The organism is Rugamonas sp. DEMB1 (assembly GCF_029834475.1).
Lineage (GTDB): Bacteria > Pseudomonadota > Gammaproteobacteria > Burkholderiales > Burkholderiaceae_D > Rugamonas > Rugamonas rubra.
Genome location: NZ_CP122407.1, coordinates 5,342,304 through 5,358,273 on the forward strand (window position 1 = coordinate 5,342,304; position 15,970 = coordinate 5,358,273).

16 protein-coding genes and 1 pseudogene are annotated in these 15,970 nt (G+C 67.2%); 5 read left to right on the top strand and 12 right to left on the bottom strand.

Annotated features, from left to right (window positions below):
- Window positions 1-7: 7 nt before the first annotated feature.
- Both QC826_RS24605 and QC826_RS24610 read left to right on the top strand, forming a co-directional pair.
- Complete coding sequence (locus QC826_RS24605) at window positions 8-925, top strand: DMT family transporter (RefSeq protein WP_093389975.1); 918 nt, start codon at window positions 8-10, stop codon at window positions 923-925.
- A 13-nt stretch (window positions 926-938) separates the two neighbouring features.
- Window positions 939-1,790, top strand: a complete 852-nt coding sequence (locus tag QC826_RS24610; RefSeq protein WP_279762864.1) for a sulfurtransferase — start codon at window positions 939-941, stop codon at window positions 1,788-1,790.
- 1 nt (window position 1,791) lies between these two features.
- Here QC826_RS24610 and QC826_RS24615 read toward each other — a convergent pair whose 3' ends face one another.
- The 7 genes and pseudogenes from QC826_RS24615 to QC826_RS24645 form a co-directional block, all read right to left on the bottom strand.
- Window positions 1,792-2,100 (bottom strand): type II toxin-antitoxin system RelE/ParE family toxin, encoded by a 309-nt coding sequence (locus tag QC826_RS24615; RefSeq protein WP_093389958.1) that lies wholly within the window; start codon window positions 2,098-2,100, stop codon window positions 1,792-1,794.
- Window positions 2,072-2,353: a hypothetical protein gene (locus QC826_RS24620; RefSeq protein WP_139236673.1), complete on the bottom strand. Its 282-nt coding sequence runs from the start codon at window positions 2,351-2,353 to the stop codon at window positions 2,072-2,074. Before QC826_RS24620 ends, QC826_RS24615 begins: the two co-directional genes overlap by 29 nt.
- Window positions 2,354-2,460: 107 nt before the next feature.
- Window positions 2,461-3,282, bottom strand: coding sequence for a ZIP family metal transporter (locus QC826_RS24625; protein ID WP_245774392.1), 822 nt, complete (start codon window positions 3,280-3,282; stop codon window positions 2,461-2,463).
- Window positions 3,283-3,355: 73 nt separating this feature from the next.
- Window positions 3,356-6,146 (bottom strand): annotated as a pseudogene (polA, locus tag QC826_RS24630) (DNA polymerase I).
- Window positions 6,147-6,272: 126 nt separating this feature from the next.
- Window positions 6,273-6,584 (bottom strand): cupin domain-containing protein, encoded by a 312-nt coding sequence (locus tag QC826_RS24635; protein WP_279762865.1) that lies wholly within the window; start codon window positions 6,582-6,584, stop codon window positions 6,273-6,275.
- A gap of 50 nt (window positions 6,585-6,634) precedes the next feature.
- Window positions 6,635-7,105, bottom strand: coding sequence for an RES family NAD+ phosphorylase (locus QC826_RS24640; RefSeq protein WP_279762866.1), 471 nt, complete (start codon window positions 7,103-7,105; stop codon window positions 6,635-6,637).
- On the bottom strand, window positions 7,102-7,533 hold the full coding sequence (locus QC826_RS24645; protein ID WP_279762867.1) for an antitoxin Xre-like helix-turn-helix domain-containing protein: 432 nt from the start codon (window positions 7,531-7,533) through the stop codon (window positions 7,102-7,104). The genes QC826_RS24640 and QC826_RS24645 overlap by 4 nt, the downstream gene beginning before the upstream one ends.
- Window positions 7,534-7,805: 272 nt before the next feature.
- Here QC826_RS24645 and QC826_RS24650 point away from each other — a divergent pair, with 272 nt between their 5' ends.
- From QC826_RS24650 to QC826_RS24660, 3 genes are all read left to right on the top strand, one after another.
- The gene (locus tag QC826_RS24650; RefSeq protein WP_279762868.1) at window positions 7,806-8,210 is read left to right on the top strand and encodes a hypothetical protein; all 405 of its coding nucleotides are present in this window, start codon (window positions 7,806-7,808) and stop codon (window positions 8,208-8,210) included.
- A 73-nt stretch (window positions 8,211-8,283) separates the two neighbouring features.
- Complete coding sequence (locus tag QC826_RS24655; RefSeq protein ID WP_279762869.1) at window positions 8,284-9,240, top strand: homoserine kinase; 957 nt, start codon at window positions 8,284-8,286, stop codon at window positions 9,238-9,240.
- A complete protein-coding gene (locus tag QC826_RS24660) occupies window positions 9,240-10,019 on the top strand; it encodes a BPSS1780 family membrane protein (RefSeq protein WP_279762870.1) in 780 nt (259 codons plus the stop codon). Before QC826_RS24655 ends, QC826_RS24660 begins: the two co-directional genes overlap by 1 nt.
- Window positions 10,020-10,164: 145 nt before the next feature.
- On the opposite strand, the gene QC826_RS24665 is transcribed toward QC826_RS24660, so the two are convergent.
- The 5 genes from QC826_RS24665 to thiE all read right to left on the bottom strand — a co-directional run bounded on the left by QC826_RS24665 (window position 10,165) and on the right by thiE (window position 15,906).
- Entirely contained in the window at window positions 10,165-12,474 is a 2,310-nt protein-coding gene (locus QC826_RS24665; RefSeq protein WP_279762871.1) for a UvrD-helicase domain-containing protein, read from the bottom strand.
- A gap of 147 nt (window positions 12,475-12,621) precedes the next feature.
- Window positions 12,622-13,728, bottom strand: coding sequence for an S-(hydroxymethyl)glutathione dehydrogenase/class III alcohol dehydrogenase (locus tag QC826_RS24670; protein ID WP_279762872.1), 1,107 nt, complete (start codon window positions 13,726-13,728; stop codon window positions 12,622-12,624).
- Between the two features lie 108 nt (window positions 13,729-13,836).
- A complete protein-coding gene (locus QC826_RS24675) occupies window positions 13,837-14,346 on the bottom strand; it encodes a response regulator (protein ID WP_279762873.1) in 510 nt (169 codons plus the stop codon).
- Window positions 14,347-14,572: 226 nt separating this feature from the next.
- Complete coding sequence (locus tag QC826_RS24680; RefSeq protein ID WP_093389947.1) at window positions 14,573-15,202, bottom strand: ANTAR domain-containing response regulator; 630 nt, start codon at window positions 15,200-15,202, stop codon at window positions 14,573-14,575.
- Window positions 15,203-15,267: 65 nt separating this feature from the next.
- Window positions 15,268-15,906 carry a thiamine phosphate synthase gene (gene thiE / locus QC826_RS24685; protein WP_279762874.1) on the bottom strand — a complete coding sequence of 213 codons (639 nt, stop codon included), beginning with the start codon at window positions 15,904-15,906 and terminating at the stop codon, window positions 15,268-15,270.
- Window positions 15,907-15,970: the final 64 nt, after the last annotated feature.

The window sequence follows — 15,970 nt, forward strand, 5'->3', positions numbered from 1 at the left end:
GATGCCGATGCACTCCCTTTGGATGTTGTTGGCCAGCTTTCTATTCGCCGCCATGGGAGTTTGCGTCAAGCTCGCCTCCGACCAGTTCTCCACCTCGGAGATCGTGATGTACCGGGGCATCGTCGGCGTGACCGTGATGTTCTGCATGATCCGCCTGCACGGCGGCAGCTTCCGCACCCGCATGCCCTACGCCCACCTGTGGCGCGGCGTGGTCGGCGTGGTCTCGCTGTGGCTGTGGTTCTACTCGATCGCCAAGCTGCCGCTGGCCACGGCGATGACCCTCAACTACATGGCGCCGATCTGGATCGCCGTGTTCCTCTTCGCCGCCGGCTGGTGGCACGGCAAGAACCGCGTCGAATGGCCGCTGATGGCCGCCGTCGCCGCCAGCTTCGCCGGCGTCACGCTGCTGCTGCAGCCGGCCTTCGCCGCCAATCTGCTGACCCCGGCGCTGATCGCGCTCGGCTCGAGCGTGCTGTCGGCGCTGGCCTACATGCAGGTGCGCAAGCTGGGCCTGGCCGGCGAGCCGGAATACCGCGTGGTGTTCTACTTCTCGGTGGTCAACCTGGCCGCCGGCGTGGCCGGCAACCTCCTCTTCGCCGGCCCCGGCCCGGCGGTGTGGCACCCGATCACCAGCGCGCACGGCGCCCTGCTGCTGTTCGGCATCGGCATCTGCGCCACCGCCGCGCAAATGGCCATGACACGCGCCTACCGCCTCGGCAAGACGCTGGTGGTGGCCAACCTGCAATACACCGGCATCGTCTTCTCCAGCGTTTGGGGCGTGCTGGTGTTCGGCGACGTGTTCGACTGGCACAGCTGGGCCGGCATCCTGATCATTCTTGCGTCCGGTGTCGCCGCAACGTTCTACAATAACCGCAACAGCGGCAAAAGCATCGCCGCCTCCGATCCCATCGCCAGCGAAGTTTAAGGAGCGTTCCCCCATGCACACCACCCTGATCGACAGCGCCACCCTGGCCCAGCACCTGACCGACCCCGACTGGGTCGTGCTCGACTGCCGCCACGACCTGATGAACCTGAGCGCGGGCCGCGACGGCTACGCCATCGGCCACATCCAGAACGCCCAGTTCGCCGACATGGAAAGCCAGCTGTCCGGCGCCAAGCTGGGCGCCGACGGCAAGTTCCGTGGCCGCCATCCCTTGCCCGACCGCGCCGCGCTGATCGAGACGCTGCGCGCCTGGGGCGTCAACGACAACACCCAGGTGGTGGCCTACGACGCCCACGGCGGCATGTTCGCCGCCCGCCTCTGGTGGCTGCTGCGCTGGATCGGCCACCCGGCCGTGGCGGTGCTCGACGGCGGCCTGGCCGCCTGGCAGAGCGCCGGCCTGCCGCTGGTGACGCCGCTGGCGGCGCGTCCGCGCGGCCACATCGCCGAAAAGCCGACACTGGCCAAGACCGTCACGGCGGCCGAGCTGGTCGACAACCTGCACGGCGGCGAGCTGAGCGTGGTCGACGCCCGCGCGCCGGACCGCTACCGCGGCGAGAACGAGACCATCGACCCGGTCGGCGGCCACATCCCCGGCGCCAAGAACCGCTTCTTCAAGGACAACCTGAAGGGCGACGGCCGCTTCAAGAGCGAGCGCGAGCTGCGCCACGACTTCGCCGCCCTGTTCGACTCGGCGCCCTACGCGGTGATGCAGTGCGGCTCCGGCGTGACCGCCTGCCACAACCTGCTGGCGCTGGAGCTGGCCAAGCTGCCCGGCGCGGCGCTCTACCCCGGCTCGTGGAGCGAGTGGTGCGCCGATCCGGCGCGGCCGGTGGCGACGGGGGATTGAGCTAAGCCGGCCGCCGACGGCGCTGGCGTGACCAGCGAACAATCCTGAGTTCGCCCTTTTCCACCTGGTACGCAATGACATGACCGGTGCGGGGAACTGGAAAGCGCCAGGTTCCCGCCCTGACAGTGGGCGTGCCGATACCGGGCTGGTGGGCCAGGATGGCCACCGCTTTTCGCACGCGCTCAACGATCAACGCGGCGCTCCCCGCGTCTTGCCGGGCGATATGGTCTATGGTTTGGATGAACGATTCTTGCGCTCGGGGCAACCAGCGCACGACCAGCTTAGCCGGCTCGCCGTTGCCGTTTGGCATAGGTATCGATAAGACATTCAACGGATGCCATCACGTCCGCACCGTCCACGCCGCGACGGGTGTTGAAATAGGCTTCCGCCTCCAGGCTGGCCCGCAGACTCTCTTCGCATTCAGCAAAACCGTCCCGCAAGACGAACGGCAACAACTCCTCCGCTGACGCTCCCGCCAGCACGGCAAGCGCCTGCAGGCGCGTCCTGTCCTCGGTGGACAGGTTCGCCAATTCATCCTGCAATTGTTTCTGTTTGGTAGACACGGGGCGTCGCTCCGACATGGGCTGCGAACTGAAATCATACTCCCTGCGGCGCGCGGGTCAAGCCATCCCGCAGCGACCGCCTTGAGCCGCCGCAAGGGGCGATCGCCTCAGTGGCCGTGCGTGAGGAACAACACGATGACCACGCCGAGCGCGATCAGCAGCACCTGCGGGATGGTCTCGCGCAGGGTGGCGCGGCGCTGCATCTGCGGCATCAGGTCGCTGACGGCGATGTAGATGAAACCCGACGAGGCGAACACCAGCACGTAGGGGATCAGGTTGCTGGCGCGGTCCAGGGTGAAGTAGCCGAGCACGCCGCCGGCCACCGCCATCAGGCTGCACAGCAGGTTGAAGACGTAGGCGCGCACGCGCGAGAAGCCGGCGTTGAGCAGCACGATGAAGTCGCCGATCTCCTGCGGGATCTCGTGGGCGATGATGGCCAGGCCGGTCACCAGGCCCAGTTCCGGATTGGCCAGGAAGGCGGCGGCGATCAAAATGCCGTCGGTGAAGTTGTGCATGCCGTCGCCGACCAGGATCATCCAGCCGGCCTTGCCGGCCTCGCGCTTGTCGTGGCCGTGGTGGTGGTGGTGGCCGTCGCCCTCGTGGTGGTGCGAGTGGCGCAGGATGGCCAGCTTTTCCAGCATGAAGAAGGCCAGCAGGCCGGCCAGCAGGGTGGCGAACAGGCTGCGCGGGTCGGCCTGCGACTCGAAGGCCTCGGGCAGCGCGTGCAACAGCGAGGTCGACAGCATGATGCCGACCGACAGGCTGACCATGCGCTCGACCATCTTCGACAGCAGGGCGAACGAAAATACCGCAGCGGCCGAAATGCTGACGACGCCGGCGACGGTGGTCGCCAGCAGAATGGAGATGAGTACGGGATCGATTTTGCTTACCTCTTGTTGTGCCTGCCTGGACGGGGTCCGGGGCGACATTTTACCGCCAGGAACGGGTTCTTGCCCAATTTAGCGCGAAATTGCGGGAAATTCGGCCGGCCGCCCCTGGTTTTTAGTGCGCCTCGTCCCAGTTCTTGCCGACGCCCACCTCGGCCGTCAGCGGCACCTTCAGCGCGGCCACGCCGGCCATCAGCTCCGGCAATTTGGTGCGCACCAGCGCCAGCTCGGCGTCCGGCACCTCCAGCACCAGCTCGTCGTGCACCTGCATGATCATGCGCGTTTGCAGGCCGTCGCGTTCCAACCAGCCCTGCACGGCGATCATCGCCAGCTTGATCAGGTCGGCCGCCGTGCCCTGCATCGGCGCGTTGATCGCGGCCCGTTCGGCGCCCTGGCGGCGCGGGCCGTTCGGCGAGTTGATCTCGGGCAGCCACAGGCGGCGGCCGAACACCGTCTCCACATAGCCGCGCGCCTTGGCCTGCTGCCGGGTGTCCTCCATGTACTGGCGCACGCCGGAGAAGCGGGCGAAGTAGCGGTCGATATAGCTTTGCGCGGCGGCCCGTTCGACGCCCAGGTTGCCGGCCAGGCCGAAGGCGCTCATGCCGTAGATCAGGCCGAAGTTGATCACCTTGGCGTAGCGGCGCTGCTCGCTGTCGACGTCCCCGGCCGCCACGCCGAAGATCTCGGCGGCGGTGGCGCGGTGGATGTCGACGCCCTCGGCGAAGGCGCGCAGCATGTTCTCGTCGCCCGAGATGTGCGCCATGATGCGCAGCTCGATCTGCGAATAGTCGGCCGAGACGATGTGGCTGCCCGGCGCGGCGATGAAGGCCTCGCGGATGCGCCGGCCCTCCTTGGTGCGGATCGGGATGTTCTGCAGGTTGGGGTCGTTCGAGGCCAGCCGGCCCGTCACCGCCACCGCCTGCGCGTAGTTGGTGTGGACCCGGCCGGTGTTCGCGTTGATCATCTTCGGCAGCTTGTCGGTGTAGGTCGACTTCAGCTTGGCCAGGCCGCGGTACTCCAGCAGCACCTTCGGCAGCGGGAAGTCCTCGGCCAGCTTTTGCAGCACCTCCTCGTCGGTCGACGGCGCGCCGCTCGGCGTCTTCTTCACCACCGGCAGCTTGAGCTTCTCGAAGAAGATCTCGCCGATCTGCTTGGGCGAGCCGAGGTTGAACGGCTGCTCGGCCAGCTCGTGGGCCTTCAGCTCGAGCTCCTTGATGCGCGCGGCCAGCTCGTTCGACTGGATCTCCAGCAGGCCGGCGTCGATCATCACGCCGTTGCGCTCGATCTTTTGCAGCACCACGGCGGTGGGCAGCTCGATCTCGCGGTAGATGTAGTTCAGCTTGGCGTCGCACTCGACCTGGCCGATCATCGCCTGGTGCAGGCGCAGGGTGATGTCGGCGTCCTCCGCCGCGTACTCGGTGGCGCGGGCGATCTCCACCTGGTCGAAGGTGATCTGGTTGACGCCCTTGCCGCACACGTCGACGAAGGGGATGGTGGTGACGTTCAGGTGGCGCAGCGCCAGGCTGTCCATGTCGTGCGTGCGGTGCGACTCGAACACGTAGGACTGCAGCAGCGTGTCGTGGACGATGCCGCGCAAGGTCACGCCGTGGTTGGCGAAGATGTGGCTGTCGTACTTCAGGTTCTGCCCCAGCTTGGGCTTGCCGGCGTCCTCCAGCCAGGGCTTCAGGCGCGCCAGCACGTGCTCGCGCGTGAGCTGCTCGGGCACGCCGGCGTAGGCGTGGGCCAGCGGGATGTAGGCGGCCACGCCCGGCTCGACCGACAGGGAGATGCCGACCAGCTGCGCCGTCATCGGCTCGAGCGAGGTGGTCTCGGTGTCGACGGCGGTCAGCGCGGCGCCGTCGATCAGGGCGATCCAGGCGTCGAGCTGGGCGTCGGTAAACACGGTTTCATACTTCAACTCGGCCGGCGGCGCGGCGAACAGGTCGCCGTTGAGCGAGGCGGCGGCGGTGATCGGGCCGCCGTTGGCCGCCGGGGCGGTGGCGGCGGTGCCGCTCGATGCCTTGCCGGCGGCCGGCGCGGCGGCCGCGCCGCCCAGTTCGCGCAGCAGGGTCTTGAAGCCGTATTTGGCGAAGAACTCCAGCAGCGTCGGGCCGTCCTCGCCGCGCGCCTGCAGCGACTCGGTGATCGTCGTCATGTGGCCGGACAGGTCGCAGTCGGTCTTGACGGTGATCAGGGCGCGGCCCTGCGGCAGCCAGTCGAGCGCCTTGCGCAGGTTCTCGCCGACCGCGCCGCCGACGTTGGCGGCGTTGGCGATCACGCCCTCCAGGCTGTCGTACAGGCCGAGCCACTTGAGCGCCGTCTTCGGGCCGCACTTGGAGACGCCGGGCACGTTGTCGACGGTGTCGCCGATCAGGGTCAGGTAGTCGATGATGCGGTTCGGCGGCACGCCGAACTTGGCCAGCACGCCGGCCTCGTCGAGCTTCTCGTTGCTCATCGTGTTGATCAAGGTGACGCGCTGGTTGACCAGCTGGGCCAGGTTCGTTGTCCCCGGTCGAGACGACCACGTCCATGTCGGCCTGCGCCGCCTGCACGGCCAGCGTGCCGATGACGTCGTCCGCCTCGACGCCCTCGACCATCAGGATCGGCCAGCCCATCGCCTTGACGGCCAGGTGGATCGGTTCGATCTGCAGGCGCAGGTCGTCCGGCATCGAGGCGCGCGTGGCCTTGTATTCCGGGTACATGTCGTCGCGGAAGGTCTTGCCCTTGGCGTCGAACACACAGGCGATGAAGGCGGCCGGGTAGTCGGCGCGCAGGCGGCGCAGCATGTTGACCATGCCGTGCATGGCGCCGGTCGGATGGCCGTCCGGGCTGCGCAGGTCGGGCAGCGCGTGGAAGGCGCGATAGAGGTAACTGGAACCGTCAACTAACAGCAGGGTCTTATGCATAATGCCAATGGAATGTGGCCGGCCGCGCACAGGGGCGGCGGGCGCTGGGGAATCGGGTGTGTCGTGCAATATAGCGTGTCTGCCATTATCGCAGAGTTTGTGACGATGCTGCCGGCGGCGGCGGGCTTAGACGCTGCCCTCGCGCTCGACCACCAGGATGCGCGCCGCGCCGCGCGGATGGGCGACATGCTCGCAGCCGACGCCGGCGAAAAACACGTCGCCCGTGTTGAGCGCCACCACCCGCTCGACGCCGGCCTCTCGGTAATGCATGTCGACCACGCCGTCGAGCACGGCGAACACCTCCTCGCCGTCGTTGACGTGCCACTTGTAGGGCTGGTCGGTCCAGTGCAGGCGCACGGTGGTGCCGGCCATGTTGGCGATGTCGAGGGCGCCCCAGGCGCGCTCGGCGGTGAATTCCTTGCTACGGATGACTTTCATCGTTCAAAAACCTTTGTACAAAAACAGAAACGGCCGATGGGTAGGACGCATCAAAAGAATCGAGGATCGTACACCCAGCGCCTCACCGTCGTCGCCGCAATCGCGGCAGCATCGGAATGGGTTGGGTTCAGCAAGATATTAAACTCCTCCGGCACGATGACCGACGGCACCAGCAGCAGCGCCGAGCGCCGACTGAATGCCCAGGCATCTCCCGCCGCCATGCTGGCTCGGCCCGCCGGCACCGCATCCCAGCCGCCCGGCACCGGCGCGAGGACTTCGCGTCGCCCCCAAACGAGGTCGGGAATGTCGATTCTTACGAGGAAGCGGTTGAATGGCAGGGATCCCGTGCGTACAAAGCTCAGGGTTTCCAGCATGGCCAGCGCAATATTGGAAGAACAATAGACCATCGCCGTGCGGCGGGCATTCCACCTGCCGCCGCTGCGCTTCGCCCCGGCACCGCTCAGGTCGCTGGCCGAATAGCCCGGTGCCTCGACCGCGATGCGCCATGCGCTGACCGTCATGCGTAGGCGCCGCTTTGCGCCATTGCCAACAGATCGGAAAGCAGTTTCTGCCCCTCGATGGTGTCCAGGTAGCTGGCCGGGGTGCGGCCGTTGAGCGCGGGCACTGGCATGGCTAGCCAGTCGGCAAGCCACCGCGCCGCATCGAAACCGACCGGCTCGCCCGATTCACGCACCATGGCGTCAACCTGCCCGATCAGCGATTCGACGCCCAGCACGCGCTCGGATTCCTCCGGGGCCAGAGGCTGATGTTCCCGCACCTTGCGGCTGACCGTGGCGCGCGACATGCCCAGCAGCGCCAGCAAGCGCCCCTCTGGCATGCCCATTTTGACGGACAACACGGCCAAGTGCGCCGCCGGCACGCCGCTCCGGATCAGCTCGATGCGGTCCGCCGCATTCATCAGATAAACGTTGTCGTCGACGATTTTCACGCGGCCCTCCCCGGCTGTCTCGTTCAAGCTATCAGTCTAGGCCAATTGAGACCGATGGCAAGAAAGCGGTGCGTCCGCTTGCGTCACCACAAACGGGACGGCCCGCCCATGTCATGCCAAAACAATAAAAATTAACACAATGGCAAACAAGTGTCGCAGGCGGCCCCATGCGTTGGCCAAAACCGAGCATTTAAAACAGCTCGGCGTGTCAGTTTGTTACAATGGCCGATACCAAGATATCCGCAGTGCTCTTACTTAGGCGATTCCTCACCATGATGCGCAACTCCAAACTCTGGCAAGTCCTCCTTCTGTCCCTGAGCGCGCTGGCCGCCTCGGCCAACGCCCAGTCGCCGAGCGCCGCGCCGCCTAAGCTGGAGAAGATCGAAGAAGTGGCCGAAGACCCGATCACGGTCAACGCCAAACCGGCGCCGGAGAAGAAAATCACCGAAAAACGCGAGGGCGGCCGGGTGACCGAAGTCAAGGTCAAGAGCGGCAAAAGCAGCTACACGCTGAAGCCCAACAATCCGGCCGGCAGCGCCCTACCCGGCGACGCCACCGGCAGCGCCAACCGCGGCCCGATGTGGACCGTGAAAGAGTTCGACCTCGGCAAGAAAAAGAAGACCTCCAAGGAAGAGGAAGGCGCGGCCGACGAGTCGGCACCGCCAGCGGCCAAGTAAGCCCCCTCCCCCTGCCCCGCCGCGCCGCAACTTGCGGCGCGCCCTTTTACCGAACCTATAAAATCGCTTCCCCATGGCAGTTTTTACACCGGTCAACCTGGATGACGTCAGCCAGTGGATCAAGCAATTCCCCCTCGGCAAGGCGCTGGCCCTCAAAGGCATCGCCTCCGGCATTGAAAACAGCAACTTCTTCCTGAGCACCGAGCACGGCGAGTACGTGCTGACGATCTTCGAGAACCTGTCCTTCGAGCAGCTGCCCTTCTACCTGAACCTGATGCGCCACCTGGCCGAGCGCGGCGTGCTGGTGCCGGCGCCGGTGGCCAACGAGCGCGGCGAGCTGATCGTCGCGCTGCACGGCAAGCCGGCGTCCATCGTCAGCAAGCTGGAAGGCAGCTCGCAGATGGCGCCGCAGCCGGTCCATTGCGCCGCCGTCGGCGCCATGCTGGCCAAAATGCACCTGGCCGCCAGCGACTTCCCGCTGCAGCAGCCCAATCTGCGCGGCCTGGACTGGTGGAACGAGACGACGCCGCAGGTGCTGCCCTTCCTGTCGGACGACAACGCCCACCTGCTGCGCGCCGAGATGCACTTCCAGGACGCCTTCGCCAGCTGCGCCAGCTACCACGCGCTGCAACGCGGCCCGGTGCACGCCGACCTGTTCCGCAACAACGTGATGTTCGACGGCGAGCGCCTGACCGGCTTCTTCGACTTCTACTTCGCCGGCTGCGACACCTGGCTGTTCGACGTCGCCGTCACCGTCAACGACTGGTGCGTCGACCTGGCCAGCGGCGTGCTCGACACCGCCCGCGTGCGCGCCATGCTCGACGCCTACCACGCCGTGCGCCCGTTCACCGCCGCCGAGCAGACCGCCTGGCAGCCGATGCTGCGCGCCGCCGCGCTGCGCTTCTGGCTGTCGCGGCTGTACGACCTGCACCTGCCGCGCGAGGCCGAGATGTTGACGCCGCACGATCCGGCGCACTTCGAGCGCATCCTGCGCGAACGCATCGCCACGCCCGCGCCGGGGCTGTTCTGATGGACAAGCTCCCCGCCAACACCGGCTGGCACTGGGTCAAACAGGGTTTCGGCCTGTTCCGCCAACAACCCGGCGGCCTGTCGACGCTGTTCCTCGGCTATATGTTCATCATGCTGCTGATCGGCAGCGTGCCACTGCTGGGCCAGCTGCTGCCGGTGATCCTGGTGCCGGTGTTCTCGATCGCCTTCATGCAAGCCTGCAACGACATCGAGCAGGGCAAGCGCATCTCGCCCAAGCGCCTGCTGATCGGCTTCCACAAGCCGGTGTTCGCCGTCCTGTTCACGCTGGGATTGTTGTATCTGGCGATGGCCGCGCTGGCGCTGGGCGTGTCCGCGCTGGCCGACGGCGGCGTGTTCTTCAAGCTGCTGACCGGCCAGATCGAGCCGGCCGCCGCCAAGAACAGCAACCTGGCCGGCGCGGTGTTGCTGGCGATGCTGGTCTACATTCCCGGCGCGATGGCCTTCTGTTTCGCCGCGCCGCTGATCTACTGGCAGAAGATGAGCCTGGGCAAGGCGATCTTCTTCAGCTTCTTCGCCGTGCTGCGCGCGCTGAAGGCCTTCATCGTGTTCATCATGGGTTGGTTCGGCATCAGCGTGCTGCTGAGCCAGATCGTCATCATCGTGTTCGGCCGCAGCGACGCGGCGATGATGGTGATGCTGCCGATGTCGGTGATGCTGACGGTGATGCTGCACTGCTCCTTCTACGCCAGCTACCGGCAGATCTTCGGCGCGCCGCAGGCGGACGCCGCGCCGGCGCCCGTGCCGAGCGACAAGCCGTAAGCGCGGCGCGGGCCCTGGGCCATCAAACAAAACCCCAGGCGTAAATCTGGGGTCGGACCCCTGGGGGTCCGACCCCGGGTTTGCACTGGGGTACTCTCTGCGTCACCGCGCCTCGATTGAGGGCGCACAGCCCCCCCAAAAAAATCTAGCGTCCCAGCCGGTCCAGCTTGGCGATGCTCAGGTCGAGCACCTTCATGCCGTGGCTGCCGAAGTTGATCTGCGCCCGCGCGTTGCTGCCGCTGCCCTCCAGGTTGACGATCACCCCCTCGCCGAACTTGCCGTGCGCGACGGATTCGCCGATGCGCCAGCCGGCGCCGGTGCTGACCGACTTCTGCGCCAGCTTCTGCGCGATGGCGTTGTCCGAGCCGACCAGCGGCGCCTCGTCCCAGGCCGACTTGCGGCTGTTGGCCGACCAGTGCGACTGCACCTTGGGCGACAACCACTTCAGCGACTCCTCCGGCAGCTCGTCGAAAAAGCGCGACTTCATGTTGTAGCGGGTCTGGCCGTGCAACATGCGGGTCTGGGCGAAGCACATGTACAGGCGCTGGCGCGCCCGCGTGATGGCCACGTACATCAAGCGCCGCTCCTCCTCCACGCCGCCCTCCTCGCGCGAGCTGCTCTCGTGCGGGAACAGGCCCTCCTCCAGGCCGGTGATGAAGACGTTGTTGAACTCCAGCCCCTTGGCCGAGTGCACCGTCATCATCTGCACGGCCTCCTGGCCGACGGTGGCCTGGTTGTCGCCGGCCTCGAGCGAGGCGTGCGACAGGAAGGCCGAGAGCGGCGACATCACGGTCGGCAGCGCGGCGTCGGCGTCGATGATCTCGATGCCGTCCTCGTTGACGATGGCCTCTCCGGCCTGGGCCTGGGCCTGCGGTCCCAGGTGGGCCGGCGCGGCCTGGCCGAAGCCCTCCTCGGAGACGAACTGGCTGGCCGCGCTGACCATCTGCTCCAAGTTCTCGATGCGGTCGGCGCCCTCTTTTTCCGTCTGGTAGTGGGTCAGCAGGCCGCTGGCCTCGAGCACCACGCGCACCAGCTCGGGCAGCGGCATCTGCTGGGTCTCGAAGCGGGCGCCCTCGACCAGCTTGACGAAGTTGCCCAGCGAGGAGCCGGCCTTGCCGGCCACGTAAGGCACCGCCGCGTACAGCGAAATGCCGTACTGGTCGGCCGCCGCCTGCAAGGCCTCGATCGAGCGCAGGCCGATGCCGCGGGTGGGGAAGTTGACCACGCGCAGGAAGGCCGAGTCGTTGTGCGGGTTGTCCATCAGCTGCAGATAGGCGATGGCGTGCTTGACCTCGGCGCGCTGGAAGTAGCGCAGGCCGCCGTAGACGTGGTAGGGGATGCCGGCCGAAAACAGCGCGTGCTCGATCACGCGCGACTGCGCGTTGGAGCGGTACAGCACGGCGATCTCGCTGCGCGAGGCGCCCTCGGCGATCAGGCTCTTCGATTCCTCGATGATCCACTGCGCCTCGGCCAGGTCGGAGCTGGCCTCGTAGATGCGCACCGGTTCGCCGTGGCCGGCGTCGGTGCGCAGGTTCTTGCCCAGGCGCTTGCTGTTGTTGGCGATCAGCTGGTTGGCGCAGTCCAGGATGTGGCCGTGCGAGCGGTAGTTCTGCTCCAGCTTGATCAGGTTCTGCACCTGGAACTCGCGCTCGAAGGCGCTCATGTTGCCGACGTTGGCGCCCCGGAAGGCGTAGATGCTCTGGTCGTCGTCGCCGACGGCGAACAACACGCCGCCGTGGCGCTCGCCGTGGCCGGCCATCAGCTTGAGCCAGTTGTACTGCAGGTTGTTGGTGTCCTGGAACTCGTCGACCAGGATGTGCTTGAAGCGCTGCTGGTAGTGCTCGCGCAGCGGCTGGTTGCGGCTGAGCAGCTCGAAGGTGCGCAGCAGCAGCTCGGCGAAGTCGACCACGCCCTCGCGCTGGCACTGGTCGTCGTACAGCTGGTACAGCTCGACCATCTTGCGTTCGATCGGGTCGTAGGCCTCGACCTTGTCGGCGCGCAGGCCCTGGTCCTTGGCGTTGTTGATGAAGTACACCACCGTCTTCGGCGGATACTTCTCGTCGTCGATGTTGTTGGCCTTGAGCAGGCGCTTGACCACCGACAACTGGTCCTGCGAATCGAGGATCTGGAAGGTCTGCGGCAGCGCCGCGTCGCGGTAGTGGGTGCGCAGCAGGCGGTTGCACAGGCCGTGGAAGGTGCCGATCCACATGCCGCGCGTATTGATCGGCAACATCGCCGACAAGCGCGTCATCATCTCCTTGGCGGCCTTGTTGGTGAAGGTCACCGCCAGCACGCCGGCCGGCGACACCTGCCCGGTCTGGATCAACCAGGCGATGCGGGTGGTCAGCACGCGGGTCTTGCCGGAGCCGGCGCCGGCCAGGATCAGCGCGCTCTGGGCCGGCAGGGTGACGGCGGCGAGTTGTTCGGGATTGAGGTTGTGGAGGAGATTGTGCATGCCGTGATTATACCGGCCCGGCGCCAAACCGCTGTGCTTCTATACAGTCCACCAAACAACAGCGGGGTCAGTGCCGACATTCGGACATTTCTGGGAAAAAATGTCCGAATGTCGGCACTGACCCCGAGTGTTGGGGCTGCTTGGGGCTTAGTAGATGACCACGGAGCGGATCGATTCGCCGCTCTTCATCAGGTCGAAGCCCTCGTTGATGCGCTCGAGCGGCAGGCGGTGGGTGATCAGGTCGTCGATGTTGAGCTTGCCTTCCATGTACCAGTCGACGATCTTCGGCACGTCGGTGCGGCCGCGCGCGCCGCCGAAGGCGGAACCCTTCCAGACCCGGCCGGTGACCAGCTGGAACGGCCGCGTCGAGATCTCCTGCCCGGCCGCCGCCACGCCGATGATGATCGACTGGCCCCAGCCCTTGTGGCAGCATTCGAGCGCCTGGCGCATGGTGGTGGTGTTGCCGATGCACTCGAAGCTGTAGTCGGCGCCGCCGTCGGTCAGCTGGACGATGGCGTCGACCACGTTCTCCACCTCGTTCGGGTTGACGAAGTGGGTCATGCCGAACTTGCGCGCCATGGCCTGGCGCGCCGGGTTGATGTCGACGCCGATGATCTTGTCTGCGCCGACCATCTTGGCGGCCTGGATCACGTTCAGGCCGATGCCGCCCAGACCGAACACCACCACGTTGGCGCCCGCCTCGACCTTGGCGGTGAACAGCACCGCGCCGACGCCGGTGGTGACGCCGCAACCGATGTAGCAGACCTTGTCGAAGGGCGCGTCCTGGCGGATCTTGGCCAGCGCGATCTCCGGCACCACGATGTAGTTGGAGAAGGTCGAGGTGCCCATGTAGTGGTAGATCGGCTTGCCGGCTATGGAGAAGCGGCTGGTGGCGTCGGGCATCAGGCCGCGCCCCTGCGTCGAGCGGATCGACTGGCACAGGTTGGTCTTCTGCGACAGGCAGAATTTGCACTGGCGGCATTCCGGCGTGTACAGCGGGATGACGTGGTCGTCCTTCTTCAGCGACTTGACGCCGGGGCCGACGTCGACCACCACGCCGGCGCCCTCGTGGCCCAGGATGGCCGGGAAGATGCCCTCGGGGTCGGCGCCGGACAGGGTGTAGTAGTCGGTGTGGCAGATGCCGGTGGCCTTGATCTCGACCAGCACCTCGCCCTCGCGCGGGCCGCCCAGTTCGACTTCCTCGATGGTCAGCGGCTGGCCCGCCTTCCAGGCGATGGCTGCTTTGGTTTTCATGTGTTTTCCTGTCGGTGTGTGGGTGGGGACCGGTACGGCGCGGACGACGCCCGTGCCGGCGCAGCGCCATGATATCAAGGCGGCGCCGGCAAGGAAAACAGTTTTCGTTCAGGCGGCCGGGGCGGTCTCGGCCAGCAGCCCGGCGACGGCGCGCCACAACTCGCGCGGCGAGGTCCACGGCTTGGGCAGGAAGGCGGCCGCGCCGGTCGCGCCGCGGGCCGGCTGGCGCGCCGAGTACAACAGCACCGGCGGCGCGCCCGGCCGGCCGTTGAGTGCCGCCAGCAGGCTGGCGCCGTCGCCGTCGGGCAGGTCGGGGTCGAGCACCACCAGGGCGTAGCCGCCGGCGGCGATGGCGCGGCGCGCCTCGGCCAGCGTGGCGACGTGGGTGACGCGGGTCTCCGGCACCAGCAGGGTGGCCAGCACCAGGGCGGCGTCGCCGTCGCCGTCGACGTGCAGCACGCGCGGCGCGGCATGCGGCAGCAACACGCCGCTGCCGAACGGCGCGGCCGCCTCGGCGCAATCGGTGAATAGGGCTAGGTGGTCGTTGATCATCTGCTCTCCGCTGGCGACAGGAACCCGGCGCCGTCCGCGCTGGGTGCGGCCGACCGGCTGGTTCATGGATGGGTGCCGGCGGAGTTGGGCCGAACGATGTTGCCACGGCCGCAGGAGAAAGGCGGCTTGGACGATACACGCGGCGCCGGCATCGTGGCCGTGTCGTGCGCGTTGCTGGCGCCGTTGGCGCTGTTGGTTTTTCTAGTGTACAACATGGCGCCGACAATACAAGCGCCACGGCAAAAGCTGTTGCGAACTGGTATCAACGGCCCGGCGCGCCGGCCGGCCCGGCCTATTTTTTCAGCCGGCCGCTGAAGGCGGCGTGCAGGCTGTTCAGGGTCTCCTCGGCGGCCAGCAGCTGCTCGGCCACCTCGTTGACCTTGCGCCGGCTGGAGCGGGCGTGGTCGCGCAGCACCTCGAAGGCGGTGTTGCGGTCGGTCTGGAACTTGCACATCAGCAGGCCGACGGCCAGGCTGGTCTCGCGCCCGGCGGCCAGCGCGGCGTTCAGGTTGAGCTCGGTGCGGCGCAGTTGGCGGATCTCGTCGGCGCGCGCCAGGCCGGCCTGGAAGGCCGGCATCAGCTGCTTCTCGTCGACCGGCTTGACCAGGAAGCCGACGGCGCCGTACTCGGCGGCCTGCCTGCTCAGGTCGGCGTCGCCGCGGCCGGAGAGGAACATGAACGGCACCGAGGTGGCCGCCTGCAACTGCTTGGCCAGCTCCATGCCGGACATGCCGGGCATGTGGATGTCGAGCAGGGCCAGGTCGGGCTCGCGCACGGCGATCACCGCCAGCGCCTCCTCGGCCGAGGCGGCCGTCACCGTGTCGTGGCCGGCGTGGCTCAACACGGCGCTGAGGAACTCGAGCAGCAACAGATCGTCGTCGACGATCAGGATCAGGCGTTTGGTGTCGGCGCGTGCGCTCATGGCGGGATAATCTTATATGAATATCAACAGCCCATTATAGGACCGAATCGCCCGCCACGGCGCATTTATCGGCCCGTGTTGCGCGCCACAAACAAGGCGTTGAACTGGCCGACCGCCAGCGCCGGATCGTCGGCCAGGTAGACGCTGCTGATGGCGGCCACCAGGTCGGCGCCCAGCGCCACCAGCGGCGCCGCGTTGGCCGGCGTCATGCCGCCGATCACCACGGCCGGCACGGCGATGCTGGCCGCCGCCCGGGCGACGATGGCCGGCGCCGTGCTCACCTCGTACTGCTTGACGCGCGACGGGTAGAAGCCGCCGAAGGCGACGTAGCTGGCGCCGGCCGCCTGGGCGGCGACGGCGCGCGGCAGGTCGCCGTAGCAGGAGGCGCCGACGATCTTGTCCGGCCCCAGCGCGGCGCGCACGGCGGCCACGCCGGCGTCGGTGCCGCCGACGTGGACGCCGTCGGCGCCGATCAGCTGGCACAGCTCGGTGTAGTCGTTGATCACCAGCGGCACGCCGTGGCGCCGGCACAGCGCCAGCAGCGCCCGCGCCTGCCGCTCGCGCAGCGCCGGGCCGGCGTCCTTGTGGCGGTACTGCAGCAGGGCGACGCCGGCGCCCAGCGCCCGCTCCGTCGCGGCCAGCAGCTTGTCGGTGTCGTCCCAGTTGGGGGTGACCAGATACAGTCCTTGTTGAATCGCTTTCATAGTGCTCTCAATCGTATCGGATGGGTGGCGGGGCCGGCGGCTCAGCGGTTCATCGGCTCAGCGG